Here is a 24,367-nt window from a genome sequence, read left to right on the forward strand (position 1 = left end):
AGGCCAGCATGCAGTTCGCTCTGAACGAGGATCAGGTCGTCCTTCGCGACATGGCGCTGGCGTTTGCGGCGGAAAGGATCGCGCCGCACGCGCTGCGTTGGGACGAGGAGAAGTATTTTCCAGTCGAGGTGATGCGCGAAGCCGCCAAGCTCGGCATGGGCGGCATCTATATCCGCGACGATGTTGGCGGCTCCGCCATGACGCGGTTCGACGCAGCGCTGATCTTCGAGGCGCTGGCGACGGGCTGCCCGACCACCTCGGCCTTCATCTCCATCCACAACATGGCGAGCTGGATGATCGATGCCTTCGGCAGCGACACCCAGCGCCACCAATGGCTGCCGAAGCTCTGCACCATGGAGCTGATCGCAAGCTACTGCCTGACCGAGCCGGGTGCCGGCTCGGACGCCGCGGCGCTGCGCACGCGCGCCGTGCGCGACGGCGACCACTACGTCCTAAACGGCCAGAAGCAATTCATCTCCGGCGCTGGCGGCACGGATATTCTGGTCGCGATGGTCAGGACCGGCGGTGATGGCCCCGGCGGCATCTCGACCCTCGTCATCGACGGCAAGGCGCCGGGTGTCTCCTTCGGTGCCAATGAGCGCAAGATGGGCTGGAACGCGCAGCCGACCCGCGCGGTGATATTCGAGAACGCCCGCGTGCCTATGGCCAATCGTCTGAGCGAGGAGGGCACAGGCTTCAAGATCGCGATGGCGGGTCTCGACGGCGGCCGTCTCAACATTACGGCGTGCTCGCTCGGCGGCGCGCAAGCAGCACTCGACAAGGCGCGCGCCTACATGAAGGAGCGCAAGGCGTTCGGGAAGCGGCTCGACGAATTCCAGGCGCTGCAATTCCGTCTCGCCGACATGGCCATCGAGCTGGAGGCTGCGCGCACTTTCCTGTGGCGCGCCGCCGCGGCGCTCGATCGCAAAGACCCCGACGCCACCATGCTCTGCGCCATGGCTAAACGCTTCGGCACCGATGTCGGGTTCGAGGTTGCCAACCATGCGTTGCAGCTTCACGGCGGCTACGGCTACCTCAGTGAATACGGCATTGAGAAGATCGTGCGCGACTTACGCGTGCACCAGATACTCGAAGGCACCAATGAAATCATGCGGCTCATCGTGGCGCGCAAACTGATCGAGGGCGCGCGATGAGTGGAGTGGAAGAGGGCGATCTGGTCGCGCGCGTCGAAGGCGCGGCCGGCATCATCAGGCTCAATCGTCCCAAGGCGATCAACGCCGTGACGCTTGAGATGTTTCGCGACATCGACAAGGCGCTCGATCGCTTCGAGGCTGATCCTGCCGTTGCCGTGATCCTGCTGGAAGGCGCCGGCGAGCGCGGCCTCTGCGCCGGTGGCGACATCCGCACGCTCTGGGAAAGTTCCAAGGTCAATGGCGACCTCGGCAAGATCCTGTGGCGCGAGGAGTACATCCTCAATGCCCGGATCAAGAAATTTCCAAAACCCTATGTCGCCTTCATGGACGGCATCGTGATGGGCGGCGGTGTCGGTCTGTCCGCCCATGCCAGCCACCGTATCGTCACCGATCGGACCAAGCTCGCGATGCCCGAAGTCGGCCTCGGCTTCTTCCCCGATGTCGGCGGCACCTATCTGCTGTCGCATTCGCCGGGCGAGATCGGCACCTATTTCGGGCTGACCGGCCAGACCATGAACGGGCCGGACGCGATCCACGCGAAGTTTGCCGATTGGGTGGTGCCGGCCGTGAGATTGCCGGAGCTGCGCGAGGCGCTGACCAAGCTGCGGTCCGGTGCGACCGCAGCCGATGTCAGCAAGCTCATCGACGGCTTCGCCTCCGGCGAGACTGCGGGGCCGGTCGCCGCCAGGGAGCCGGTCATCGATGCGTTGTTCGGCTTCGACCGCATGGAGGACATTGTCGCTGCGTTGAAGCGCGACGGTTCCGAGTTCGCGTTGGCGACGCTGAAGACGCTGAACGAAAAATCGCCGCGCGGCATGGTGGTGACGCTCAAGCTGCTGCGGCTTGCGCGCGGATCGAGCCTGGAAGAGTGCCTGGTGCGCGAATACCGCGCCGCGCTGGAAGTGTTTCGGAGCGATGATTTCCGCGAGGGCGTGCGCGCCGCCGTGATCGACAAGGACCGCAACCCGACCTGGTCGCCGCCGCGGATCGAGGACGTGACGCCGGAGATGCTTGCGCCCTATCTCGCCGAGATCGGCGCGGACGAGCTGAAGTTCAATTAACAACGCTGTAGCGGAGGAAACGACAATGGCCACGATCGCATTCATCGGTCTCGGCAACATGGGCGGCCCGATGGCGGCCAACCTCGTCAAGGCCGGTCACAAGGTGGTGGCGTTCGATCTCGTCGAAGCCTCGCGCAATCAGGCCAAGGCCGATGGCGCCGCCATCGCCGACAGCGCGCCCGCCGCGGTGAAGGGCGCCGACGTCGTGGTCACCATGCTGCCCGCGGGCAAGCACGTGCTCGGCGTCTGGAACGAGGTCGTGCCTGTCATGACCAAGGGTGCGCTGATCATCGACAGCTCCACCATCGACGTCGAAAGCGCGCGGGCCGCGCATGCGCTCGCCGCCAAGCACGGCGTGCTCTCGGTCGATGCGCCGGTCTCCGGCGGCACGGGCGGTGCCAAGGGCGCAACGCTCACCTTCATGTGCGGCGGCGAGGAGAAGGCATTTGCTGCGGCCAAGCCCGTGCTCGAGAGCATGGGCAAGAAGATCGTGCATTGCGGCGGCGCCGGTGCCGGCCAGGCCGCAAAAATCTGCAACAACATGATCCTCGGCATTTCCATGATCGCGGTCAGCGAGGCCTTTGCGCTCGGTGAGAAGCTCGGGCTCTCGCATCAGGCGCTGTTCGATGTCGCCTCGACCTCGTCCGGCCAGTGCTGGTCGCTGACGACCTATTGCCCGGTGCCGGGCCCGGTGCCGACCTCGCCGGCCAACAACGATTACAAGCCGGGCTTTGCCTCGGCGCTGATGGTGAAGGACCTCACCCTGGCGCAGGAGGCGGCCAAGGCCGCGGGCGCGGCCACGCCGCTCGGCAAGCATGCGCAGGAGATCTATCAGTCTTTCGACGCAGCCGGCCAGGGCGGGGTGGATTTTTCCGGAATTATCAAGCACGTTAGGAGTTTAGCCGGGAAAGCTTGATGACCACATTCCAGGAAGCACGCGCGTTCCTTCTGCAACACCGTACGGATTACGAGGCAGCGGTCAAAGGCTTCCGCTGGCCTGATCCGGTTCCTTTCAACTGGGCGCTCGACTGGTTCGACGCCGAGCTCGCGACCAATGCGGACAGCAAGGATCGGCCCGCGCTCTGGATCGTCGATGCCGCCCAGGACAAGCAGACGAAGCTCTCCTTCGCGGCGCTGTCGCGCCGCTCGAACCAGGTCGCGAACTTCCTCCGCGCGCAGGGTCTGAAGCGCGGCGACCCTCTCCTGCTGCTGCTCGGCAATGTGGTTCCGCTGTGGGAGACGATGCTTGCGGCGATGAAGCTCGGCGTGGTCGTCATTCCCGCCACGACGCTGCTGACTGCCGATGAATTGCGCGACCGGCTCGATCGCGGCAAGGCGAGGGCGGTGATCGCGGCGCAAGACCAGGTTGCGAAATTCGCGAGCTTGGGTGCGGAGAACGTCGTCCGCATCGTCGTCGGCCCTGCATCCGACGGCTGGCTCGCCTATGACGAGGCGGCAAAGGCCTCCGAAAGTTTTGCGCCCGACGGTCCGACCAATGCCGACGACCCGATGCTGCTGTATTTCACCTCGGGCACGACAGCAAAACCAAAGCTCGTCCGGCACAGCCAGCGCAGCTATCCGGTCGGCCATCTCTCGACGATGTACTGGATCGGGCTGAAGCCCGGCGACGTCCATCTCAACATCTCCTCGCCCGGCTGGGCCAAGCATGCCTGGAGCTGCTTGTTCGCGCCGTGGAATGCGGGCGCGACCGTGTTCGTGGTCAACCAGCCGCGCTTTGATGCCAAGGCGCTGCTTGCCACCATCGGCCGCTGCGGCGTCACCACGCTGTGCGCGCCGCCGACGGTGTGGCGGCTGTTCATCCAGGAGAACCTCGCCTCGTTCAAGGTGGCGCTTCGCGAGGTCTGCGGCGCCGGCGAGCCGCTCAATCCCGAGGTGATTGATCAGGTGCAGGCGGCCTGGGGCCTCACCATTCGCGACGGCTACGGCCAGACCGAGACCACGGCGCTCGCCGGCAATTCGCCGGGCCAGCCGATCAAGATCGGCTCGATGGGCCGTCCGTTGCCGGGCTATCGCGTGCAGATCAGCGATGCCGACGGCCATCCCGCAAAGGAGGGCGAGGTGACGCTGGTGCTCGGCGCCGACCGCCCCGCCGGCCTGATGCAGGGTTATCAGGGCGACGACGGCAAATTGTCCGGCGCCGCAGGCGCGCTCTATCGCAGCGGCGACGTCGTTTTCGCGGATGAGGATGGCTACTTGACCTTCGTCGGCCGCTCTGACGACGTCTTCAAATCCTCCGATTATCGCATCAGCCCGTTCGAACTGGAGAGCGTCCTGCTCGAGCACGAGCTGGTCGCGGAAGCTGCGGTGGTGCCGAGCCCGGATCCAATCCGGCTCGCGATCCCCAAGGCGTTCGTGCTGCTGACCGCGGGTGCAGAACGCTCGCCGGAAACCGCGCTATCGATCTTCAAGCACCTGCACGCGCGCCTGGCCCCGTTCAAGCGCATCCGCCGCCTCGAAATCGTCACCGAGCTGCCGAAGACGATCTCTGGAAAGATCCGCCGCGTCCAGCTACGACGGCTCGAACGCGACGACGATCGGGGCGATCCCTTGCGCGGCCGGGAATTCCGTGAGGAGGATTTTTCGGAGCTGGCGAAGACACGGAGTGAGACCTAAGTGAACGAAGTCTGGAAGAAGCCGCCTGTTACGCTCGAGGCCTATCAGGCCATGATCGGCAAGGAGATCGGCGTATCGTCGTGGCACCTGATCGATCAGCCCCGCATCGACAGCTATGCCGACGTGATCGAAGATCACCAGTTCATCCACGTCGATCCGGAACGCGCGAAGAAGGAAACCGCGTTCGGCACTACCATTGCGCATGGTTTTCTCACGATGTCACTGCTGTCGATCATGTCCTACGAGGTGATGCCCGTGATTACGGGCACCACGATGGGCGTGAATTACGGCTTCGACAGGCTGCGCTTCATCTCGCCGGTGCGCTCAGGCAAGCGCGTGCGTGGCCGTTTCGTGCTGGCGGAAGCCAAGCTCCGCAAGCCAGGCGAGCTCCAGTCCCGCACCAACGTCACGGTCGAGATCGAGGGCGAGGATAAACCGGCGCTCGTCGCCGACTGGCTCGGCCTGATCTATTTCGAGTAGGCCCGTGCCGTCCTTGCCGGGCTTGACCCGGCAACCCATCGCTGCTCAAAAGCCTGTCGATTTTGATGGATGGCCGGGTCAAACCCGGCCATGACGGCTAACATCTGGGAAACCCACTATGCCAATCAGGTTCGACGGACGCGTCGCCATCGTCACCGGCGCGGGCAATGGTCTCGGACGCGCGCATGCGCTGGGGCTGGCGAGCCGCGGCGCCAAGGTCGTGGTCAACGATTTCGGTGGCGCGCGCGACGGTACCGGAGGCTCGCTGTCGCCGGCCGAGGCCGTGGTCGAGGAGATCCGCAAGGCCGGCGGCATCGCGATGGCCGACGGCGCCGACGTCTCCAATTTCGAGCAGGTCACCGCCATGGTCGAGCGCGCTACCAAGGAGTGGGGCAGCGTCGATCTCTTGTGCGCCAATGCCGGCATCCTGCGCGACAAGTCGTTCGGCAAGATGGAGGTGGCCGATTTCCAGAAGGTACTCGACGTGCATCTCGTCGGCACCTTCTATTGCTGCAAGGCAGCCTGGGCCGGCATGCGTGACCGCAATTACGGCCGCATCGTGCTGACGACGTCGTCCTCGGGCCTCTACGGCAATTTCGGCCAGGCCAATTACGGCGCCGCGAAATCCGGCATGGTCGGCTTGATGAACGTGCTCGCCGAGGAGGGCCGCAAGAACGACATCCGCGTCAACATCATCTCGCCGACGGCTGCGACCCGCATGACGGAAGAGCTGCTGCCGCCGCAGGCGCTGCAGCTGATGAAGGCGAACGCGATCACCCCCGCGGTCGAGTACATGCTGAGCGAGGATGCGCCGACCCGCACCATCATAGGCGCCGGTGCCGGCTCGTTTGCGGTGATCAAGATTTTGGAGAGCGAAGGCATCAACCTGCCGGAGAGCGAGTGGACGCCGGATGCGATCGCCGCGCATTTCGCCGAGATCAGTGACATGTCGAAGGCGAGGGCGCTGCAGGGCGCGTTCGAGCAGACGCAGAAATACGTTGCCCAGGCCGCCGCGCGGGCGGGGATCAAGCTCTGACCGACGTCGCCGTCATCGGCGCAGGTCCCGCCGGGCTGATGGCGGCGGAGGTGCTGGAGTCAGGCGGCGCCCGCGTCACTGTCTACGACGCGATGCCGTCGGCGGGACGCAAATTCCTGATGGCCGGCCGCGGCGGACTCAACCTCACTCACAGCGAACCGCTGCCGCAATTCATGGCGCGCTACCGCGAGGCCGCACCGAAGCTGCAGGCGGCGGTCGAGGCATTTTCGCCCGATGCGCTGCGTGCCTGGAGCGAGGCGCTGGGCGAGCCGACCTTCGTCGGCAGCAGCGGACGCGTGTTTCCGAAAACGTTCAAGGCCTCGCCCTTGCTGCGCGCCTGGCTGCGGCGGCTCGATGCCGCCGGTGTCCGCTTTGCTTTTCGCCATCGCTGGATCGGCTGGGACGGCGAGGGTCGGTTGATCTTTCAGACGCCGAAAGGCGTCTCCGCCATCGAAGCGAACGCCACGCTGCTCGCGCTCGGCGGCGCAAGCTGGCCGCGGCTCGGCTCGGACGCCGGCTGGGTCGACATCCTCGCTGCAAAGGGCATTGCCGTCTCGAAGCTGCGGCCGGCCAATTCCGGCTTCACGGTCGCATGGTCCAAAGTGTTCCGTGACCGTTTCGAAGGCCAGCCGCTCAAGGGCGTGGCGCTGACGCTTCGTGCGCACACGGTGCGCGGAGAGGCGATGATCACCCGCAGCGGCATCGAAGGCGGTGCGATCTACGCGCTCTCGGCGGAACTACGTGAGGCCGTGCTGAATCTCGGGCAGGCGACGCTGATGATCGGGTTGCGGCCCGACCTCGACGCAGTTGCGCTGACGACGCGGTTGTCGGGCGTGCGTGGCAAGCAATCGCTGGCGAACTTTTTGCGCAAGGCCGCGCAGCTGTCGCCGGTCGGCATCGGCCTCATGCAGGAGGCCGCCATCGCCTCCGGCCGGCCGCTGGCCGCGTTCTCGCCGGCGGAGCTCGCAGATCTGGTCAATGCTGTTCCGGTTCAGCTTACCGGAGTAGCGGCGATCGACCGCGCGATCTCGACGGCAGGCGGAATTCTGTTCGACGAGCTCGACGAGCACTTTATGCTGCGCAAGGTGCCGGGCACGTTCGCCGCCGGCGAAATGCTGGATTGGGAGGCGCCGACCGGCGGGTACTTGTTGCAGGCGTCGTTCGCGACCGGGGCTGCGGCGGGCAGGGGCGTGCTGGGCTGGCTCAAACGCTAACCCCCGTCATTGCGAGCGCAGCGAAGCAATCCAGAATCCCTCCGCAGAGGCAGTCTGGATTGCTTCGTCGCAAGGGCTCCTCGCAATGACGGCCGTGGCAACGGCGCGCGTACACCTACCGCAGCTTCCCACGCGCGGCCACCGGCAGCGTGCCGATGATGTCCTCGCCGCGCACCATCACCACCTCATCCATCATGTTGACGACGACGCAGACGTGGTTCGGCACGATGCGGACGACGTCGCCGACATTGGGCCGCGTGTTGCTGCGGGAGAGATCGAGAAAACCGTGCTCCTCGGCGAACTTCGCGATCTTGGCTTCGGGATGTTCCAGGATCAGGCCGTGGCCGTCGAGCCCGCCGGTATCCGTCGTCAGCGTTTTCGAGCCGGCATCGAGAATGCCGCGCTCGGGCGCGGCGCGGCTGACCACCGTCGAATAGATGTGCAGCGCGCAATCGTCCCAGGTGGCCGAGCCCGCGGCGACCTGCATGCGATCGTTGTAGATATAGGTGCCGAAGCGATGCTCGGTGCCGCCCTTGAGCTTGCCGATATTGACGAGGTTCGGCGTGCCGCCGGTCGAGACGATCTTGGCGTCGAGCCCGTGCGCGCGCACGCCGGCCAGCGCCTCGTCGTAGAATCTTTGCGCGTCCGTCCACCCGGTCTCAGTGGGGTAGAGCATGAAGCCGGCGAATTCGAGCCCCTTGGACGAAGCGATCTCGCGCGCCAGCGCAATGGCCTCGGCCGGGGTCTCGACGCCTGCGCGCTTGCGCCCGGTATCGCATTCGACCACGACCGAGAGCGGGCGGCCTGACGCCGCAGCCGCCTTAGGCAGGCCGGCGACGACGGTCGAATTGTCGGCCGCCACCGTCATGTTGGCCTTCGTCTGCAGCGCGCCGAGCCGCGCCATCTTCTCATCGCCCAGCAGATTGTAGCTGATCAGGATGTCGTCGATGCCGGCATTGGCCATGATCTCGGCTTCGCCCAGTTTCTGGCAGGTGATGCCCTTGGCGCCGGCCGCGACCTGCATCTTGGCAATGGTCGGGTTCTTGTGCGTCTTGATGTGGGGGCGATTGGCGATTCCGGCGTCGTCGCAGGCCTTCTGGATCCGCGCGATGTTACGCTCGACCCTGTCCATGTCGATGACGGCACAGGGTGTGTCGTATTCGCGGGCGATCTTGGCTGCAAGAGTTGTTGTCATGAGTTATGCCTGTTCAATCTCTTCGCGGAGCATTTCGAGTTCGAGCCAGCGCTCTTCGGCGGCGGACAGTTCTTCGTGCGCCTTGGCGATGGCAGCCGAGGTGTCGTCGAATTTTTTGCGATCTTTCGCATAGAGACCGGGATCGTCGAGCACGCGCTGCAATTTTGCAATATCGGCGTGCAGCGTTTCTATCTTCTTCGGCAGCGTTTCCAGCGCGTGCTTCTCGTTGAAGCTGAGCTTGCGCTTGGGCGCGGACGAGGGGACCGCTGCGCGCTCGTCCTTCTTCTCCGCCAGCGGTGGCGCTTTCGGCGCCTCGCGCTTCAAATCGGCGCCACGTTGGCTCAGCATGTCGCTGTAGCCACCGGCATATTCGATCCACTTGCCGTTACCCTCCGGCGCAATCACCGAGGTGACGACGCGGTCGAGGAAGTCGCGGTCGTGACTGATCAGGATGACGGTGCCTTCGTAGTCGCCAAGCATCTCCTCGAGCACGTCGAGCGTTTCGAGGTCGAGATCGTTGGTCGGCTCGTCCAGCACCAGGAGGTTCGACGGCTTTGCCAGCGCTCGCGCCAGCATCAGCCGGCCGCGCTCGCCGCCCGAGAGCACCTCCAGCGGTGTGCCGCGTTGCTCCTGCGCGAACAGGAAGTCCTTCATGTAGCCGACGACGTGCTTCGGCTTGCCGCCGACCATGATTTGATCGCCGCGGCCGCCTGTGAGCGCTTCCGCCAGTGTCGATTTCGGATCGAGGCTTTCGCGATGCTGGTCGAGCGTCGCCATCTCCAGATTGGCGCCGAGACGTATCGTCCCGGAATCCGGCTGCATGCCGCCGGTGAGCAGGTTGACCAGCGTGGTCTTGCCGGCGCCGTTCGGCCCGATGATGCCGAGCCGGTCGCCGCGCTGGATGCGGGTGGAGAAATTCTCGACGATCTTGCGCTCGCCGTAGGATTTCGTGATGCCCTTGGCCTCGATCACCAGCTTGCCGGACTGCTCGGCTTCGCTGGCTGCGAGGTTGGCGCTGCCGGCGGTGCCGCGATAGTTGCGGCGCTGGGCGCGCAGCGCATGCAGATTGGCGAGCCGCTTGACGTTGCGCTTGCGGCGGCCGGAGACGCCGTGGCGCAGCCAGTGCTCCTCGTCGACGATCTTGCGGTCGAGCTTGTGCTGGTCGCGCTCCTCGTCGGCCAGCACCTCGTCGCGCCAGCTCTCGAACGAGGCAAAGCCGCGGTCGATCTGCTTGATCCTGCCGCGGTCGAGCCAGGCGGTTGAGCGCGAGAGGTTGGTGAGGAAGCGGCGGTCGTGGCTGATGATGACGAGCGCGCTGCGCCTGGAGTCGAGCTCCTGCTCCAGCCATTCGATGGTGGCGAGATCGAGATGGTTGGTCGGCTCGTCCAGCAGCAGAATGTCGGGCGAGGGCGCCAACACGAACGCCAGCGCGGCGCGGCGCGCCTCGCCGCCGGAGAGGTCGTGCGGGTTCTCCTCGCCGGTGAGGCCGAGCTGCTCCAGGAGATAGCGCGCCTGGTGCTGGTCGTCGCCGGGCGCGAGCCCGGATTCGACATAAGCGAGCGTGGTCTTGTGCGCGCCAAAATCCGGCTCCTGCGGCAGGTAGCGCACCGTTGCGCCCGGCTGCACGAAGCGCGTGCCGGAATCCGGCTCGACCAGGCCGGCTGCGATCTTCAGCAGCGTCGACTTGCCGGAGCCGTTGCGGCCGATCAGGCAGACCCGTTCGGATGGCGCAACGTTGAGCTCGACGCCTGAGAGCAGCGGCGTGCCGCCGAAGGTCAGCCGGATGTCTTTCAGTTGGATCAACGGCGGCGCCATGGTTAACCTTGGCTCGTTGCGGCCTGATCTGCGCGGCGGCGCTGGATCCGGCGCAGCGTTTGGTCGAGCGCCGAGAGGAAGGTGGAGCGGTCTCGTGGCAAGAACGAGCGTGGGCCGCCGGTGACTTCGCCGGCCGAGCGCAGATCGGTCATCAGATTGCGCACCGCCAGCGTCATGCCGATCGATTCCTCCGTGAAAGGCTTGCCGTTCGGGGCGATCACGTCGGCGCCCGCCTTCACACAGCGGCTCGCCAGCGGGATGTCCGAGGTCACGACCACGTCGCCGGGCCTGGCGCGCTCGGCGATCCAGTCGTCGGCCGCATCCATGCCGCTACCCGCAGCGATGCGCTCGATCAGCGGGTCCTGCGGCACGCGGATGAAGTTGCCGGCGACGACGCTCACGGGCACGCCGTGCCGGAGCGCGACGCGGTAGATCTCGTCCTTCACCGGACAGGCGTCGGCGTCGACATAGATGCGGGTCGGGGTATCGGTCATTCGCCGCGTGGTACCCCATTCAGGCCGCAAAGGCGAGGGGGATTGACCGCTGTTCCCCGGCGCCTACGATCGGCCGCGAACAACAAGAAATGGGAACGCCAACCATGCCGAACCGGCTCGAAACCTACCGCGTCGAGGCCTACAACACCGCCAAACAATCCGAAAACAAGATGCATGACGACACGATTGCGCGCCGCTTCGGCTTTGAAGGCGGGCTGGTCCCGGGCGTCGATGTCTTCGCCTATATGATGCACGTGCCGATCGCCCGCTGGGGGCGGGACTTCCTGTCGCGCGGGCTGGTCGAGGCGCGCTTCATCAAGCCGGTCTATGACGGCGAGACGGCCGACGTCGATGCCACCGAGCATAACGGCCTGCTGACGATCGAGGTGTTCAGCCGCACCGAGCTCTGCGCCACGGGAACGGCGTCGCTGCCGGCGGCGGTGCCGGCATTGTCGTTGAGCGACTATGTCGAAGTCCCCGCCGCCGCCGAGCGCAAGCCTGTCAGTCCTGCGACATTCGAGCTGGGCAAATGGCTGGGCACGACGCCGCGCCGGTGGGCCGGGCAGGATGCGGCCGACTATCTCACTGACGTCAGGGAGGCCGATCCGATTTTTGCCCGCGAGAGCCTCGGCCATCCCGGGCTGATCCAGCGCGTCATGAACCGCGTCCTGGTGGACAACACCATCCTGGGTCCCTGGATCCACGTGGGCAGCCGCATGCAGCTGCTGTCCGCCGCGCGCGCCGGCGACGAGATCACGGCGCGGGCCAAGGTCACTGCGAATTACGAGAAGAAGGGCCACCGCTTCGTCGAGTTCGACGCGCTGGTCGTCGCCAACGGCACGACGCCGCTCGCGCATTGCCAGCACACCGCGATCTACCAGCCGCGCGAGCAGGCGGCGGCGTAGCGGACAGTTGGGAAAGCCCACGCCCGTCAATCAAGGACGTCGTCATTCCCCGCGAAGGCGGGGAATCCAGTACGCCGCAGCTTCTCGGTCAATCGCTGCCGTCTCGGAGTACTGGATCGCCCGGTCAAGCCGGGCGATGACAGTAGAGTTTGTGGCGACGACAGTGCCCCTTACGCCGCCTTGGCCTTCGCCTCCTGGATCGCGCGCCACACCCGCTCGGGGGTCAGCGGCATGTCGATGTGCTTGATGCCGTACTCCGACAGCGCGTCGAGCACCGCGTTCACCACCGTCGACAGGCTGCCGGCGCAGCCCGCTTCGCCGCAGCCCTTGCTGCCGAGCGGATTGGTGGTGGCGGGCACCGGGTGGTCGCCGACCGTCATGTTGGGGACGTCCTCCGCGCGGGGCAGGGCGTAGTCCATCAGCGAGCCCGTGATCGGCTGGCCATTGTCGTCGTAGCGAATGTGCTCCATCAGGGCCTGGCCGATGCCCTGGACCACGCCGCCATGGAGCTGGCCCGCGACCAGCATCGGGTTGATCACCGTGCCGAAATCGTTGACCGCGCTGTAGCGCACGATCTGCACCACACCGGTGTCCGGGTCGATCTCGACCTCGGCGACGTGGCAGCCGTTCGGGAACGCCGAGGCGACCGGTTCGCTGGTGTGGTCGACATCGAGGCTGTCAGGCACGCCCTCCGGCACCTTGCCGTCATGCAGACGCTTGGCGAGCTCCATGATGTCGATGCTGCGATCGGTGCCGGCGATCGTAAAGCTGCCGTCGGCAAACTCGATATCGGCTTCGGATGCTTCCAGCATATGTGCAGCGGCGCGTTTGCCCTTCTCGATGACGAGCTTTGCGGCCCCCACGATGGCCTGGCCCGTCGCGGTGATCGAGCGTGAGCCGCCGGTGCCGTTGCCGGTGTGGACGATATCGCTGTCGCCCTGCACGAGCTTGACGCTCTCGAAGGGGACGCCGAGCTGATCGCACAGCACCTGCGCGAACGGGGTGGCGTGGCCCTGGCCGTAGTCGAGCGTGCCGGTGATGAGCTGCACGGTGCCGTCAGGATCGAACACGATCTTGCCGAGCTCGGGGCTCGGCGGCGCCGTGACCTCGAGATAGGAGCCGACCGCAATGCCGCGCAGCTTGCCCGCCTTCTTGCTCTCCTTCTTGCGCTTGGCGAAGTTCTCGTGGTCGGAGATCTCGAGCGCCTTGTTGAACACGGCCTGGAAGTCGCCGCTGTCATAGGTGACGCCGGACGACGCCGCGAAGGGGATCTGGTTCGGCTTGATGAAGTTGCGCTTACGCAAGGTCAGCCGATTGATGCCCATCTCGTCGGCGGCGCGGTCGATCAGCCGCTCCATGTAATAGTTCGCCTCGGGCCGGCCGGCGCCGCGATAGGCCCCCATCAGCGTGGTGTTGGTCAGCACCACCTTGATGTCGACCGCCATCAGCGGCGTGCGATAGACGCTGGAGAAGTTCTTGCCGGTGTTGAGCGAAAGCGGCCCCGGCGCGACGCCGGTGATGTAGGCGCCGAGATTGCCGTAGCCGGACAGTTTTGCCGCGAGGAAGTGCCCCTCGGTATCGAGCGCGAGCTCGGCGTGGATCTTCTGGGCGCGGCCGTGGCTGTCGGAGAGGAAGCTGGTCGAGCGCTCGTCCAGCCACTTCACCGGGCGTCCCAGTGCCTTCGCCGCATACAGAATGCACATGTACTCGGGATAGTTGATGTTCTTCATGCCGAAGGAGCCGCCGACATTGGCGGTGAGGATGCGCACCTTCTCGTTCGGCACCTTCAGGTTCTTGGCGAGATTGGCGCGGTTGCCGGCAACGCCCTGCGTCGGAACCTGAAGCGTGTAGCGCTCGGTCTTCTTGTCGTAGGAGGCAAGCCCCACGCGCGGCTCCATCGAGACCACGGCAACGCGGGTGTTCTCGATGTCGAGCTTGGTCACATGAGCGGCGCTGGCGAAGGCTGCGTTCACCTTGTCCATGTCGCCATAGTGGTAGTCGAGCGCGACGTTGTTGGGGATGTGGTCGTAGAGCTGCGGCGCGCCGGGCTTGGCGGCTTGCTCGGGGTCCGTCACCGCCGGCAGCGGCTCGATGTCGAGCTCGACCGCCTCGGCCGCGTCGCGCGCATGGGCCAGCGTCTCGGCCACCACGAAGGCGACGGGATCGCCGACGAAGCGGACCTTGTCGGTCGCCAGGGGCTGGCGGTTGGTCTGGAGCAGGGGCGAGCCGTCGCGGCTCTTCAGCGGCAGGCCGCAGGTGAAGGGGCCATAGCCGGCGGCATCAAGATCCTTCCCGGACCACGCCCCCAGCACGCCCGGCATGGCCTTGGCGGCATCGAGGCCGATGCTGCGGATGAATCCATGGGCATGGGTCGAGCGGACGACTACGGCATAGGCCTGGTTCGGCAGGTTGAAATCGTCGGTGTAGCGGCCCTTGCCGCGCACCAGCGTGTCATCCTCCTTGCGGCGGACCGGTTGCCCGACGCCATACTTTTGCAGTGCAATAGCGTTCTCGAGCGTCGACGATTTGGTGTGTTCTTGCATGGGAATTGACCTGAAAAGCCGGCATTTGCGCATTTTCGCGGCAGCGGAGCACCGGACTCCCTCAAATAACCCACCACCCCCGTTCACGACAACGCACGATTGGACATGGTCCCATGTGATGCGTTGTTGCGCAGGCCTGCCGCGCTGCTAATGTTTCAGGCGAATAATCAATTCCAGACCGGCCCGACCGGCCGCGGAAAGACAGTTTGTATGAATGACCACACGCGGCTCCGCGACGGCCATGCGCCGCATAGCGAGCTGGAGGGGTCGATGGCGGCGGTGGCGTTTGCCACCAATCCGGCCGTCGGCGCGCAGGCGCCGGGAACCGGCGTCTATGCGGCGCTGGACCTCGGCACCAACAATTGCAGGCTGCTGATCGCCTGTCCGACCCAGGACGGCTTTCGCGTGGTCGATTCCTTCTCGCGCATCATCCGGCTCGGGGAGGGCGTCTCGGCGACCGGGTGCATCAGCGACGCCGCGATCGAGCGCGCCATCGCCGCGCTCAGCATCTGCCGCGACAAGATCAATCTGCGGAAGGCACGGCGGCTGCGGCTGATCGCGACCGAAGCTTGCCGCGCGGCTTCGAACGCGGAAGGTTTCCGCAGCCGCGTTGCGGCTGAGACCGGCATCGAGCTCGAGGTGATCGACCGCGAGACCGAGGCCGCGCTCGCCGTGCTGGGTTGCTCGCCGCTGGTGGATCCCAGGGGACGCGGGGCCATCCTATTCGACATCGGCGGCGGCTCGACCGAGCTGGTGCGGATCGAGCGCGACGCCACCAATCCGGAGCCGCGCATAAAAGCCTGGATGTCGATTCCCTATGGTGTGGTCACGCTCGCTGAGCAGTTCGGCGGACGCGACGTCACGCCAGAGATCTATGCCGCCATGGAGCAGGAGGTCGCAAGCCACGTCGCGCCATTCGCCGAGGAGCACGGCCGCGATCTCGCCGACATGCACCTGCTCGGCACGTCGGGCACGGTGACGACGCTGGCCGGCATCCATCTCAACCTCGCGCGCTATGACCGCCGCCGCATCGACAGCATCTGGATGAACGATGCCGACATCACCGCGACCATCAACAAGCTGCTGGGCATGAGCTATGAGGAGCGTGCCGCCAACAGCTGCATCAGCGTCGAGCGTGCCGATCTCGTCCTGGCGGGCTGCGCCATCCTCGACGCTATCCGCCGCGCCTTTCCGCTGCCGCGCCTGCGCGTCGCCGACCGCGGCTTGCGCGAGGGCATGCTGGTCGAGATGATGCGCGAGGACGGCGCGCTCAGGAGCTGGTGAGTATGGCCAAGGACACTACCGGCCGCTTGCACGTTCAGGTCAAGACCGGCGGCAAGCGCAAATTGTCGTCGAAGCTGTGGCTGGAGCGGCAGCTCAACGATCCCTACGTCGCCAAAGCCAAGGCGGCGGGCTATCGCTCCCGCGCCGCGTTCAAGCTGCTGGAGATCGACGACAAGTTCCGGCTTCTGAAGCCTGGCATGGCCGTGGTCGATCTCGGCGCGGCGCCCGGCGGCTGGAGCCAGATCGCAGCAAAGCGCGTCGGATCATTGGAAGGCAAGGGCAAGGTCGTCGCCATCGATCTGTTGGAGATGCCCGAGATTCCGGGCGTGGATTTCGCGCAGCTCGACTTCATGGACAACGACGCGCCGGAGAAGCTCACCGCGATGCTGGGCGGCAAGGCCGACGTCGTGATGTCCGACATGGCCGCCAACACCACCGGCCACCGCAAGACCGACCAGCTCCGCATCGTCGGCCTGGTCGAGACGGCGGCGGCCTTTGCCTGCGACGTGCTCAAACCCGGCGGCACGTTCCTGGCGAAAACGTTCCAGAGCGGCGCCGACGCTGAGCTGCTGGCCCAGCTCAAGCGCGACTTCGCCACCGTGCGTCACGTCAAGCCGGCGGCGAGCCGGCAGGATTCCTCGGAACGCTACGTGCTGGCGACGGGATTTCGCGGCGGGGGAGCGGCGTAGCCTCGCACTCCGTCATTCCGGGGCGCCTCGAAGAGGCGAGCCCGGAATCCATGTCTCGACGCGTTCCGCGGTGCGATGGATTCTCAGATGCGCAATTGCGCATCATAGTTCGATGCTGCGCATCGCCCCGGAATGACCGAGGAGGTATTCACCCCAGCCGCTGATCCCGCACGTCCTGCGTATCCTCGGACGCCGCCTTGACCGCGGCCTTCTCTGCGCCCTTGCCGGCGCCCTTGCGGCTCGCGATCTCCACCGCCTTGCGCCCCGAAATCTCGTGGCCTGCGTCCGCGGGCATCTGCCAGAAGAACCAGCTCGAGGCCGCCGAGGTCAGCGCCACCACGACGAAGGCGGGCGCGAACACCGTGGCGTTGAGCTCGCTGACGTGGCTGAACCACATCGTCGTCTCGACACAGGCCGCGCCGACGGCGACGCCGGCCGAGATCGCGAGCTGCTGGTTGACGCTGACGAGGGTTGTGGCGCGGCTCATTTGCGCGGTCTCGACGTCGGCATAGGCGACCGTGTTGATCGCGGTGAACTGCAGCGAGCGGAAGAAGCCGCCGACCACCAGGATCACCATGATGATGAGCAGCGGCGTCGTCACCGTGAACAGCGCGCAGACGCCGAGAAAGAACGCGCTGACGATCGCGTTCACCGTCATCAAATTGCGGAAGCCGAAGGTGCGGATGATGCGCGCCGCCAGCGTCTTCATGCCCATCGCCCCGAGCGAGGAGGCAAAGGTGACGAGGCCGGAATGGAACGGCGACAGGCCGAAGCCGATCTGCATCAGGAGCGGCAGCAGGAACGGCAGCGCGCCGATGCCAAGCCGGAACAGGAAGCCGCCGAACACGGCGGCGCGCAGCGTCGGCAGCTTCAGGAGCGAGAAGTCCAGCACCGGCGATCCGGTCCGCCGCGCATGGATGACGTAGAGCGTCATCGAGATCGCACCGCCCACGATCAACGCGGCGACGGTGCTCCACGGCAGCAGGTTGAGGCCGGCGACGGAAAGGCCGAAGGCGATGCCTGCGAGCCCCAGCCCAGAGAGCACCATGCCGTAGAGATCGAACGGCTCGCGTTCCTCGCTCTTGATCGGGTCGATGTACTTCAGCGCCATGAAGATCCCGAGCAGCCCGATCGGGATGTTGATCAGGAAGATCCAGTGCCAGGACGCATAGGTCGTGATGAAGCCGCCGAGCGGCGGGCCGATCACGGGACCGATCAGGGCAGGGACCGTCACCCAAGCCATGGCGTTGACCAGCGCGCTCTTATCGACCGAACGCAGCAGCACGAGGCGCCCGACCGGCGTCATCATGGCGCCGCCCATGCCTTGCAGGATGCGCGCGAACACGAAGTCGGTGACCGAGGTCGAGAGCGCGCAGCCGACCGAGCCGACCATGAACACGCCGACGGCGATCGCGAACACCATCCGCGCGCCAAACCGGTCGGCGGTCCAGCCGCTCGCCGGAATGAACACCGCGAGCGACAGCAGATAGGAGGTGATCGCGAGCTTCAGCGTCAGCGGGCTGGTGCCGATGTCGGCCGCAATCGCCGGCAGCGAGGTGGCGATCACGGTCGAATCCATGTTCTCCATAAAGAGAGCCGTGGCCACGATCAGCGGAATGACGCGTTGCTTGTCGACCATGAGGGCAATGAAATCGGAAGGAGGAGTGGAGTTGCGGCTTATCACCGCCGTCCGCCGCCGACCATTGCGGATCCATGCATGGCACCTAAATCCCGCGTAACAACGGTGTGACCGTCTTTCGTCATTCCGGGGCGCGCCCACTTGGCGCGAAGCCGGAATCCATCGGACCGCAGCATCCGCTGCGCGATGGATTCCGGGCTCGCGACTTCGTCGCGCCCCGGAATGACCGGTGGAGGGACGGCGTACCGAGCCCAACCCCGCTGAATCGACCAAAAAACCCCTGTGCATGGCTGGCCAGCGGCCCGAATTGCTTTGATTCGTCACGCGGCCGTGCTATCGACCCGCGTCAACCCCACCGATGGGCTCCGATTCTCAAGGCGTTGCCGCAAGGGACGCCGAGGGCGGCGCTCATCCATTACCATTTGCGGCAGGGCCGCAGGAAGGAGTTGGCAGATGGCCACGGTGCAACTTCAGGGCATCCGCGAAGCCTTTACGTTCGACGACGTGCTGTTGAAGCCGGGCCTGTCCGACGTCATGCCGGGCGAGGTCGACATTCGCTCTCGCGTCACCCGCGCCATTCCGCTCAACATCCCGATCATGGCCTCGGCCATGGACACCGTCACCGAGGCCCGCATGGCGATCGCCATGGCGCAGGCCGGCGGCCTTGGCGTCATCCACCGCAATTTCGATCCCGAAGGGCAGGCCGCCCAGGTGCGGCAGGTCAAGCGCTACGAGTCCGGCATGGTGGTGAACCCGCTCACCATCAGCCCCGACGCCACGCTCGACGACGCGCTCAAGCTGATGAGCGATCACGGCATCTCCGGCATTCCCGTCGTCACCGGCGCCGGCAAGAACACGCCCGGCAAGCTGGTCGGCATCCTCACCAACCGCGACGTGCGCTTTGCCACCGACCGCCGGCAAAAAGTCTCCGAGCTGATGACCCGTGAAGGGCTCGTCACGGTCCGTGAGAATGTCAACCAGGATGAGGCGCGGCGGATGCTGCACCAGCACCGCATCGAGAAGCTGCTGGTGGTCGACGATCAATATCGCTGCGTCGGGCTCATCACCGTGAAGGACATGGAGAAGGCGGTTGCTCATCCGCTCGCCTGCAAGGACGGGCAGGGGCGTCTTCGCGTCGCTGCCGCCACCACGGTCGGCGATACCGGATTCGAGCGCACCGAGCGGCTGATCGATGCCGGCGTCGACCTTGTCGTCGTCGACACCGCGCACGGCCATTCCCGTCACGTGCTGCAGGCGGTGAACCGCATCAAGCGCCTGTCCAATTCGGTGCAGGTCGTCGCCGGCAACGTTGCCACCACGGAAGGCGCGCAGGCGCTGATCGATGCGGGCGCGGATTGCATCAAGGTCGGCATCGGCCCGGGCTCGATCTGCACCACGCGCATCGTCGCCGGCGTCGGCGTGCCCCAGCTCACCGCGATCATGGATGCGGTCGAAGCGGCGAAGAAGGCCGACATCCCCGTCATCGCCGATGGCGGCATCAAATTTTCCGGCGACCTTGCGAAAGCGCTCGCGGCCGGCGCCGACATTGCCATGGTCGGCTCGCTGCTCGCCGGCACCGACGAGACGCCCGGCGAAGTGTTTTTGTGGCAGGGCCGTTCCTACAAGGCCTATCGCGGCATGGGCTCGGTCGGCGCGATGGCGCGGGGATCTGCCGACCGCTACTTCCAGCAGGACATCAAGGACACGCTCAAGCTCGTGCCCGAGGGCATCGAGGGGCAGGTGCCCTACAAGGGCCCGGTCGGCAACGTCATGCACCAGCTCGCCGGCGGCTTGCGCGCCGCGATGGGCTATGTCGGCGCACGCGACATGAAGGAGCTGCACGACAAGGCCCAGTTCGTCCGCATCACCGGTGCGGGCTTGCGCGAAAGCCACGTCCACGACGTCACCATCACGCGCGAGAGCCCGAACTATCCGGGCGGGGGTTAGGCGCTTCGGTCGCGCGCGCGTTTTGCGCGCGATAAGATACTGCCGTGCTTAATTCGATCGGAGCGGCCCGCGACCGGATTTCGGATAAGCTCGTCGTCGCTGTCGCTCAGGTAAGGTTGAGATGCAATCCTACTCGGCGAATGGCGCTGCATCCACCAGATCAACCACCGAAGGCGCGCTGTATCCTTCGACAAAGCGTTCGCCGAAATCCCGGATGAAATTGTCGTAGCTTGTTTCCGGCCTGGTGCTTGCAATATGGCAGAAGCAGCGGCGGAATTGCCGCTTGATCTGCATTCGCGGGAATTCGGCGACGATCCGCGACACTTCGGCGGCGGGAATGACGTCGTATTGCAGCCCGATGACGTCGAAGCAGATGCCGGCTGTGGCGAGTGCAACCTCGCTCTCTTTGTAGAGAGCGATCGACGGGGTCGAGTTCAGCGCGACGCTGTCCCAGATCAGCTGGGCGCGGCGCCGGTCGAAGCCGCGCTCGGCGGCAAAGTGCCGCGCCTGGTCCGCGCCTTCGACCTCGAAGCGGCGCGGTCCGGCGAAGCTTTCATTCAGCGTGATGTCGTGCAGCAGGGTGCCGACCGCGAGCACCTCCTCATCGTGCACCACGTTCTGCAATTGTCCGAGCCTTGCCGCGAACAGCCACGAGCGGACGACGTGGTTGAACAGATACGGCGCGCAGTGCTGCCGCGCATGTTCGATTGCGGCATCGACTATGGGAGCGTCGGGAACGACGACGCCCGCGAGGGTGCGGTGGGCAGGTTTGTCCATGCTGCTGTCTTTCTCGTTGAGATCTGCAATTCAGGTGAACGAGATCGCTAGCTCCGGATGAATTTCAGCAGCTCGGCGTTGATCTGATCCTGATGGGTGGCCGTCAGGCCGTGCGGGGCCCCCGGGTAGTAGACGTCTTTGGCGCCCTTGATGAGCTTCGCCGATTTGCGCGCGGAGTCCTTGACCGGCACGATCTGGTCGTCCTCGCCGTGCAGGACTAGGGTCGGCACATCGAACTTCTTCAGATCCTCGGTGAAATCAGTTTCCGAAAAGGCTTTGACACTCTCATAGGCATTCTTGGCGCCTGCCTGCATGCTCCACAGCCAAAACTGGTCGAGCGTGCCCTGCGAGACTTTTGCACCAGGCCGGTTTGCGCCGTAGAAGGCAATCGCCAGATCCTTGTAGTATTGCGACCGGTCGCCGGCGACGCCTGCACGAATGGCGTCGAACACCTCGATCGGAAGTCCCTCCGGGTTGGCTTCGGTCTTCAGCATGATCGGCGGCACCGCCGCGATCAGTACCGCCTTGGCGACGCGACCGGTACCATGGCGGCCGATATAGCGTGCGACCTCGCCACCGCCGGTGGAATGGCCGATCAGCGTGGCGTCGCGTAAATCAAGCGCTTCGATCACCGCGGCGAGATCGTCCGCATAGCCGTTCATGTCGTTGTGCTCCGAGGCCTGGCTGGAGCGACCATGACCGCGCCGGTCGTGCGCGACGACGCGAAAGCCGTGCTGGGCAAGGAACAGCATCTGGCCGTCCCAGGCGTCTGCATTCAGCGGCCAGCCGTGCGAGAAGGTCACGACGGGGCCTTGGCCCCAGTCCTTGTAATAGATCTCGGTGCCGTCCTTGGTGGTGATCGTGCTCATCGTTTTGCGTCCTTTGGGGTGAGGAGAGGGTTGTGGAGCCAGTCGGCGAGCCGGGTCCGCCCGAGCTGTGGCTCGTCGCCCGGCGTCAGCGACTGATCGTTCAGGGGCAGGCCGAAATAGTCCGCCCGGATATCGGGGATCACTCGGCGTGTGTCGCCCCTGGCGGCCAGAACCTGCTGTGCAAACTCATCGAGGCCACGCCTTTCGGGACCAGCGATCTCGATTATGCGGTTGCGAGGCGGACCAAGCGCCAATTCGGTCAGTGTGGCCGCGACGTCGTCGGCAGCGACGGGCTGGAGATGCGCAGGCGACAGCCGGATCACGTCGCCCTCGGCGCCGCCTGCGATGATCGCGTCGATGAATTCGAAGAACTGGGTCGCGCGCAGGATGGTGTATGGAAGGCTTGATGCTTGGATGAGCTCCTCTTGCACAAGCTTTGCGCGAAAATAGCCGCTCGTCTGCAGTCGGTCGGTACCCACCACCGACAGCGCGAGATGATGCTTCACCTCGGCGGCGGTTTCGGCCGCCAGCAGGTTGCGGCCCGAGGTCCGGAAAAAATCCATCGCGTTCTTGTCGTCGAAGGCGGGCGAATTCGAGACGTCGATTACGACTTGTGCACCGTCGACTGCTTCGGCGAGGCCCTCGCGGGTCAATGTGTTGACGCCGGAGGAGGGCGAGGCCGCGACCACCTGGTGGCCTTTGGCCTGAAGCCTGCGCACCACATTGCTTCCGATCAGGCCGCTGCCGCCGATCACCACGATCTTCATTGTGCCCTCGCGTCTCGTTCGCTCCAGATGCGGCAGGATGCGCCGGAATCCGGCCCAAGACCTTGGTATGGACGTGCAGCGCCCTTGGTTTTCGCTTGAAATCTACTTGGAGTTTCGTCCAAACAGGGCGCAGCAGCCTCGGCTGGGGTGCGCCGAGAGCGGGATGCCGCTCGGGTTCCAATCAGGGTCTTTGTGGTGCGGTTCACCTTCGAAGCCTATGTCCTCGATGAGGACCGGCGGGAGTTGCGGCGGGACTCCGAGGCGGTCAGCCTCACGCCGCAGGCTTTCGATCTGCTGCTGTATCTGGTGCGCAACCGCGGCCACGTCGTCAGCAAGAATGATCTGTTCGACAGGGTCTGGGGCGGGCGGATCGTCTCGGAATCGACGCTGGCCAGCCACATCAACGCTGTGCGCAGGGCGCTGGAAGACAGTGGAGAGGGACAGCGGCTGATTCGAACCGTTCCGCGCAAGGGGTTCCGCTTCGTCGGCGAGGTGCACGTAGCGGGCGATCAGCGCATCGCGATCGTGCCGTCGGCGGAGAAGCCGGTTGCCGCGCTCGACCTGCCCGACCGGCCCTCGATCGCAGTGCTGCCGTTTCTGAACCTGAGCGGGGACCCCGCTCAGGACTACTTCGCCGACGGCGTCGTCGAAGACATCATCTTCGGTCTGTCGCGAATCCGCTGGCTGTTCGTGATCGCCCGCAATTCCAGCTTCACCTACAAGGGCCGCGCGGTCGATGTGAAGCAAATTGGCCGCGAACTGGGCGTGCGCTACGTCCTGGAAGGCAGCGTGCGCCGCTCCGCTGGCCGCGTGCGCATCACCGGACAATTGATCGACGCCTCTACCGGCGCTCATCTGTGGGCTGAGCGGTTCGAGAGCGCGATGGACGACATCTTCGAACTGCAGGACCAGATCACCGCCAGCGTCGTCGGCGCGATTGCGCCGCAGCTTGAGCTCGCCGAAATCGAACGCGCCAAGCGCAAGCCGACCGAAAGCCTCGATGCCTACGACTATTATCTCCGCGGGCTGGCGCAATTCCACACCGCGACCCGCGACGGAATCGATGCGGCGTTGCCACTGTTCTACGGGGCGATCGATCGCGATCCGGACTTTGCTGCGGCTTATGGCATGGCGGCGTGGTGCTTTTACTGGCGCAAGATGAATCGCTGGCTCGCAGACCGCGCCGCCGATGGCGCCGAGGCGGCGCGGTTGTGCCAGCGCGCGGTGACGCTGAACAAGAACGACGCAGTTGCATTGTGCCGTGGCGGCCACGCATGGCCCCATTTCGGCGGCGATCTGGACACCTGCGTCGCCCATGTAGACCGCGCGCTGGTGCTCAATCCGAATTCGTCGACGATCTGGTATCTCGGCGGGTATCAACGAATCTCGATGGGCGAACACGACAGCGCGATCGACTATTTCAATCGCGCCATGCGGCTCAGCCCGCTCGACCCCGAGATATTTCAGATGCAGACCGGGATCGCGATGGGACATCTGTATTGCCGCCGCTTCGACGAGGCGGTGGCGTCACTGCAGCGGGCATCGCGGCAGATGCCGAACGTCCTGCGGGTGGCCGCCTTCATGGCGGCGAGCCACGCGCTGGCCGGGCGGATGGACGAAGCCCGTGAAGCGATGGCCCACGTCCGCAGGCTGGATCCGACTTTACGGGTCGGCGTTTTGGACGATTGGCTGCTTGTCCGCCGCCCGCAGGATTTCGCGCTCGCCTCGGAGGGCATGCGGATGGCCGGGCTACCCGAATGAAGGACGCCGTGTCGGCACAAGTGCTGGAAACGGCGACAACAGATCTGAACAGGCTTGATCGGCGATAGGCCTTGATTAGACGCCGACGCGCCCTCGGCTCCGA

At 65.5% G+C, this 24,367-nt stretch carries 20 protein-coding genes; 12 read left to right on the forward strand and 8 right to left on the reverse strand.

Going from position 1 to position 24,367, the window contains the following annotated elements; genetic code table 11:
- Positions 1-8 precede the first annotated feature (8 nt).
- The 7 genes from N2605_RS13995 (at position 9) to N2605_RS14025 (ending at position 7,579) form a co-directional block, all read left to right on the forward strand.
- The gene (locus tag N2605_RS13995) at positions 9-1,154 is read left to right on the forward strand and encodes an isobutyryl-CoA dehydrogenase (protein WP_225171305.1); all 1,146 of its coding nucleotides are present in this window, start codon (positions 9-11) and stop codon (positions 1,152-1,154) included.
- Complete coding sequence (locus tag N2605_RS14000) at positions 1,151-2,215, forward strand: enoyl-CoA hydratase/isomerase family protein (RefSeq protein ID WP_225112208.1); 1,065 nt, start codon at positions 1,151-1,153, stop codon at positions 2,213-2,215. The genes N2605_RS13995 and N2605_RS14000 overlap by 4 nt, the downstream gene beginning before the upstream one ends.
- A 25-nt stretch (positions 2,216-2,240) precedes the next feature.
- A complete protein-coding gene (mmsB, locus tag N2605_RS14005) occupies positions 2,241-3,131 on the forward strand; it encodes a 3-hydroxyisobutyrate dehydrogenase (protein WP_225112209.1) in 891 nt (296 codons plus the stop codon).
- Positions 3,131-4,849: an AMP-binding protein gene (locus N2605_RS14010; protein WP_260347109.1), complete on the forward strand. Its 1,719-nt coding sequence runs from the start codon at positions 3,131-3,133 to the stop codon at positions 4,847-4,849. The genes mmsB and N2605_RS14010 overlap by 1 nt, the downstream gene beginning before the upstream one ends.
- Positions 4,850-5,329 carry a MaoC family dehydratase gene (locus N2605_RS14015; RefSeq protein ID WP_260347110.1) on the forward strand — a complete coding sequence of 160 codons (480 nt, stop codon included), beginning with the start codon at positions 4,850-4,852 and terminating at the stop codon, positions 5,327-5,329.
- A gap of 118 nt (positions 5,330-5,447) precedes the next feature.
- Positions 5,448-6,365, forward strand: a complete 918-nt coding sequence (locus N2605_RS14020) for an SDR family NAD(P)-dependent oxidoreductase (protein WP_260347111.1) — start codon at positions 5,448-5,450, stop codon at positions 6,363-6,365.
- Positions 6,366-6,403: 38 nt separating this feature from the next.
- Positions 6,404-7,579, forward strand: coding sequence for a TIGR03862 family flavoprotein (locus tag N2605_RS14025; protein WP_260347112.1), 1,176 nt, complete (start codon positions 6,404-6,406; stop codon positions 7,577-7,579).
- Between the two features lie 115 nt (positions 7,580-7,694).
- Here the strand turns inward: N2605_RS14025 and N2605_RS14030 are convergent, their stop codons facing one another.
- The 3 genes from N2605_RS14030 to N2605_RS14040 are packed head-to-tail and all read right to left on the reverse strand — an operon-like array spanning position 7,695 to position 11,083.
- On the reverse strand, positions 7,695-8,774 hold the full coding sequence (locus N2605_RS14030; RefSeq protein ID WP_260347113.1) for a D-TA family PLP-dependent enzyme: 1,080 nt from the start codon (positions 8,772-8,774) through the stop codon (positions 7,695-7,697).
- Positions 8,775-8,777: 3 nt separating this feature from the next.
- Positions 8,778-10,589, reverse strand: coding sequence for an ABC-F family ATP-binding cassette domain-containing protein (locus tag N2605_RS14035; protein WP_225146608.1), 1,812 nt, complete (start codon positions 10,587-10,589; stop codon positions 8,778-8,780).
- A gap of 2 nt (positions 10,590-10,591) precedes the next feature.
- Positions 10,592-11,083 carry a YaiI/YqxD family protein gene (locus tag N2605_RS14040; RefSeq protein ID WP_109144059.1) on the reverse strand — a complete coding sequence of 164 codons (492 nt, stop codon included), beginning with the start codon at positions 11,081-11,083 and terminating at the stop codon, positions 10,592-10,594.
- 104 nt (positions 11,084-11,187) lie between these two features.
- On the opposite strand from N2605_RS14040, the gene N2605_RS14045 reads away from it, so the two are divergent.
- Complete coding sequence (locus N2605_RS14045; RefSeq protein ID WP_225146609.1) at positions 11,188-11,988, forward strand: hypothetical protein; 801 nt, start codon at positions 11,188-11,190, stop codon at positions 11,986-11,988.
- Between the two features lie 170 nt (positions 11,989-12,158).
- On the opposite strand, the gene N2605_RS14050 is transcribed toward N2605_RS14045, so the two are convergent.
- A complete protein-coding gene (locus N2605_RS14050; protein ID WP_260347114.1) occupies positions 12,159-14,531 on the reverse strand; it encodes a xanthine dehydrogenase family protein molybdopterin-binding subunit in 2,373 nt (790 codons plus the stop codon).
- 210 nt (positions 14,532-14,741) lie between these two features.
- Here N2605_RS14050 and N2605_RS14055 point away from each other — a divergent pair, with 210 nt between their 5' ends.
- Positions 14,742-15,815: a Ppx/GppA phosphatase family protein gene (locus N2605_RS14055; RefSeq protein WP_225146611.1), complete on the forward strand. Its 1,074-nt coding sequence runs from the start codon at positions 14,742-14,744 to the stop codon at positions 15,813-15,815.
- Positions 15,816-15,817: 2 nt separating this feature from the next.
- On the forward strand, positions 15,818-16,504 hold the full coding sequence (locus N2605_RS14060) for an RlmE family RNA methyltransferase (protein WP_036022539.1): 687 nt from the start codon (positions 15,818-15,820) through the stop codon (positions 16,502-16,504).
- Between the two features lie 148 nt (positions 16,505-16,652).
- Here the strand turns inward: N2605_RS14060 and N2605_RS14065 are convergent, their stop codons facing one another.
- The gene (locus tag N2605_RS14065; protein ID WP_225141541.1) at positions 16,653-18,143 is read right to left on the reverse strand and encodes an MDR family MFS transporter; all 1,491 of its coding nucleotides are present in this window, start codon (positions 18,141-18,143) and stop codon (positions 16,653-16,655) included.
- Between the two features lie 453 nt (positions 18,144-18,596).
- Between N2605_RS14065 and guaB the strand changes: the two genes are divergently transcribed.
- A complete protein-coding gene (guaB, locus tag N2605_RS14070) occupies positions 18,597-20,090 on the forward strand; it encodes an IMP dehydrogenase (protein ID WP_109144053.1) in 1,494 nt (497 codons plus the stop codon).
- A gap of 129 nt (positions 20,091-20,219) precedes the next feature.
- Here guaB and N2605_RS14075 read toward each other — a convergent pair whose 3' ends face one another.
- From N2605_RS14075 to N2605_RS14085, 3 genes are read right to left on the reverse strand one after another with little or no spacing between them, the layout of a single operon-like run.
- Complete coding sequence (locus N2605_RS14075) at positions 20,220-20,867, reverse strand: HD domain-containing protein (RefSeq protein ID WP_036001024.1); 648 nt, start codon at positions 20,865-20,867, stop codon at positions 20,220-20,222.
- 47 nt (positions 20,868-20,914) lie between these two features.
- On the reverse strand, positions 20,915-21,736 hold the full coding sequence (locus N2605_RS14080; protein ID WP_036022549.1) for an alpha/beta fold hydrolase: 822 nt from the start codon (positions 21,734-21,736) through the stop codon (positions 20,915-20,917).
- On the reverse strand, positions 21,733-22,503 hold the full coding sequence (locus N2605_RS14085) for an SDR family oxidoreductase (RefSeq protein ID WP_225185899.1): 771 nt from the start codon (positions 22,501-22,503) through the stop codon (positions 21,733-21,735). The genes N2605_RS14080 and N2605_RS14085 overlap by 4 nt, the downstream gene beginning before the upstream one ends.
- Positions 22,504-22,698: 195 nt before the next feature.
- On the opposite strand from N2605_RS14085, the gene N2605_RS14090 reads away from it, so the two are divergent.
- Positions 22,699-24,264 (forward strand): winged helix-turn-helix domain-containing protein, encoded by a 1,566-nt coding sequence (locus N2605_RS14090; protein ID WP_225185900.1) that lies wholly within the window; start codon positions 22,699-22,701, stop codon positions 24,262-24,264.
- The last annotated feature ends 103 nt before the right edge of the window (positions 24,265-24,367 follow it).

The organism is Bradyrhizobium yuanmingense (assembly GCF_025200905.1).
Classification (GTDB): Bacteria; Pseudomonadota; Alphaproteobacteria; order Rhizobiales; family Xanthobacteraceae; genus Bradyrhizobium; species Bradyrhizobium yuanmingense.

What these genes read in the sequence shown, in the direction of transcription:
- N2605_RS13995 (WP_225171305.1), top strand. Translation starts at nt 9, where the DNA reads ATGCAGTTCGCTCTGAACGAGGATCAGGTCGTCCTTCGCGACATGGCG.
- N2605_RS14000 (WP_225112208.1), top strand. Translation starts at nt 1,151, where the DNA reads ATGAGTGGAGTGGAAGAGGGCGATCTGGTCGCGCGCGTCGAAGGCGCG.
- mmsB (WP_225112209.1), top strand. Translation starts at nt 2,241, where the DNA reads ATGGCCACGATCGCATTCATCGGTCTCGGCAACATGGGCGGCCCGATG.
- N2605_RS14010 (WP_260347109.1), top strand. Translation starts at nt 3,131, where the DNA reads ATGACCACATTCCAGGAAGCACGCGCGTTCCTTCTGCAACACCGTACG.
- N2605_RS14020 (WP_260347111.1), top strand. Translation starts at nt 5,448, where the DNA reads ATGCCAATCAGGTTCGACGGACGCGTCGCCATCGTCACCGGCGCGGGC.
- N2605_RS14025 (WP_260347112.1), top strand. Translation starts at nt 6,404, where the DNA reads ATGGCGGCGGAGGTGCTGGAGTCAGGCGGCGCCCGCGTCACTGTCTAC.
- N2605_RS14030 (WP_260347113.1), bottom strand. Translation starts at nt 8,774, where the DNA reads ATGACAACAACTCTTGCAGCCAAGATCGCCCGCGAATACGACACACCC.
- N2605_RS14035 (WP_225146608.1), bottom strand. Translation starts at nt 10,589, where the DNA reads ATGGCGCCGCCGTTGATCCAACTGAAAGACATCCGGCTGACCTTCGGC.
- N2605_RS14040 (WP_109144059.1), bottom strand. Translation starts at nt 11,083, where the DNA reads ATGACCGATACCCCGACCCGCATCTATGTCGACGCCGACGCCTGTCCG.
- N2605_RS14045 (WP_225146609.1), top strand. Translation starts at nt 11,188, where the DNA reads ATGCCGAACCGGCTCGAAACCTACCGCGTCGAGGCCTACAACACCGCC.
- N2605_RS14050 (WP_260347114.1), bottom strand. Translation starts at nt 14,531, where the DNA reads ATGCAAGAACACACCAAATCGTCGACGCTCGAGAACGCTATTGCACTG.
- N2605_RS14055 (WP_225146611.1), top strand. Translation starts at nt 14,742, where the DNA reads ATGAATGACCACACGCGGCTCCGCGACGGCCATGCGCCGCATAGCGAG.
- N2605_RS14060 (WP_036022539.1), top strand. Translation starts at nt 15,818, where the DNA reads ATGGCCAAGGACACTACCGGCCGCTTGCACGTTCAGGTCAAGACCGGC.
- N2605_RS14065 (WP_225141541.1), bottom strand. Translation starts at nt 18,143, where the DNA reads ATGGTCGACAAGCAACGCGTCATTCCGCTGATCGTGGCCACGGCTCTC.
- guaB (WP_109144053.1), top strand. Translation starts at nt 18,597, where the DNA reads ATGGCCACGGTGCAACTTCAGGGCATCCGCGAAGCCTTTACGTTCGAC.
- N2605_RS14075 (WP_036001024.1), bottom strand. Translation starts at nt 20,867, where the DNA reads ATGGACAAACCTGCCCACCGCACCCTCGCGGGCGTCGTCGTTCCCGAC.
- N2605_RS14080 (WP_036022549.1), bottom strand. Translation starts at nt 21,736, where the DNA reads ATGAGCACGATCACCACCAAGGACGGCACCGAGATCTATTACAAGGAC.
- N2605_RS14085 (WP_225185899.1), bottom strand. Translation starts at nt 22,503, where the DNA reads ATGAAGATCGTGGTGATCGGCGGCAGCGGCCTGATCGGAAGCAATGTG.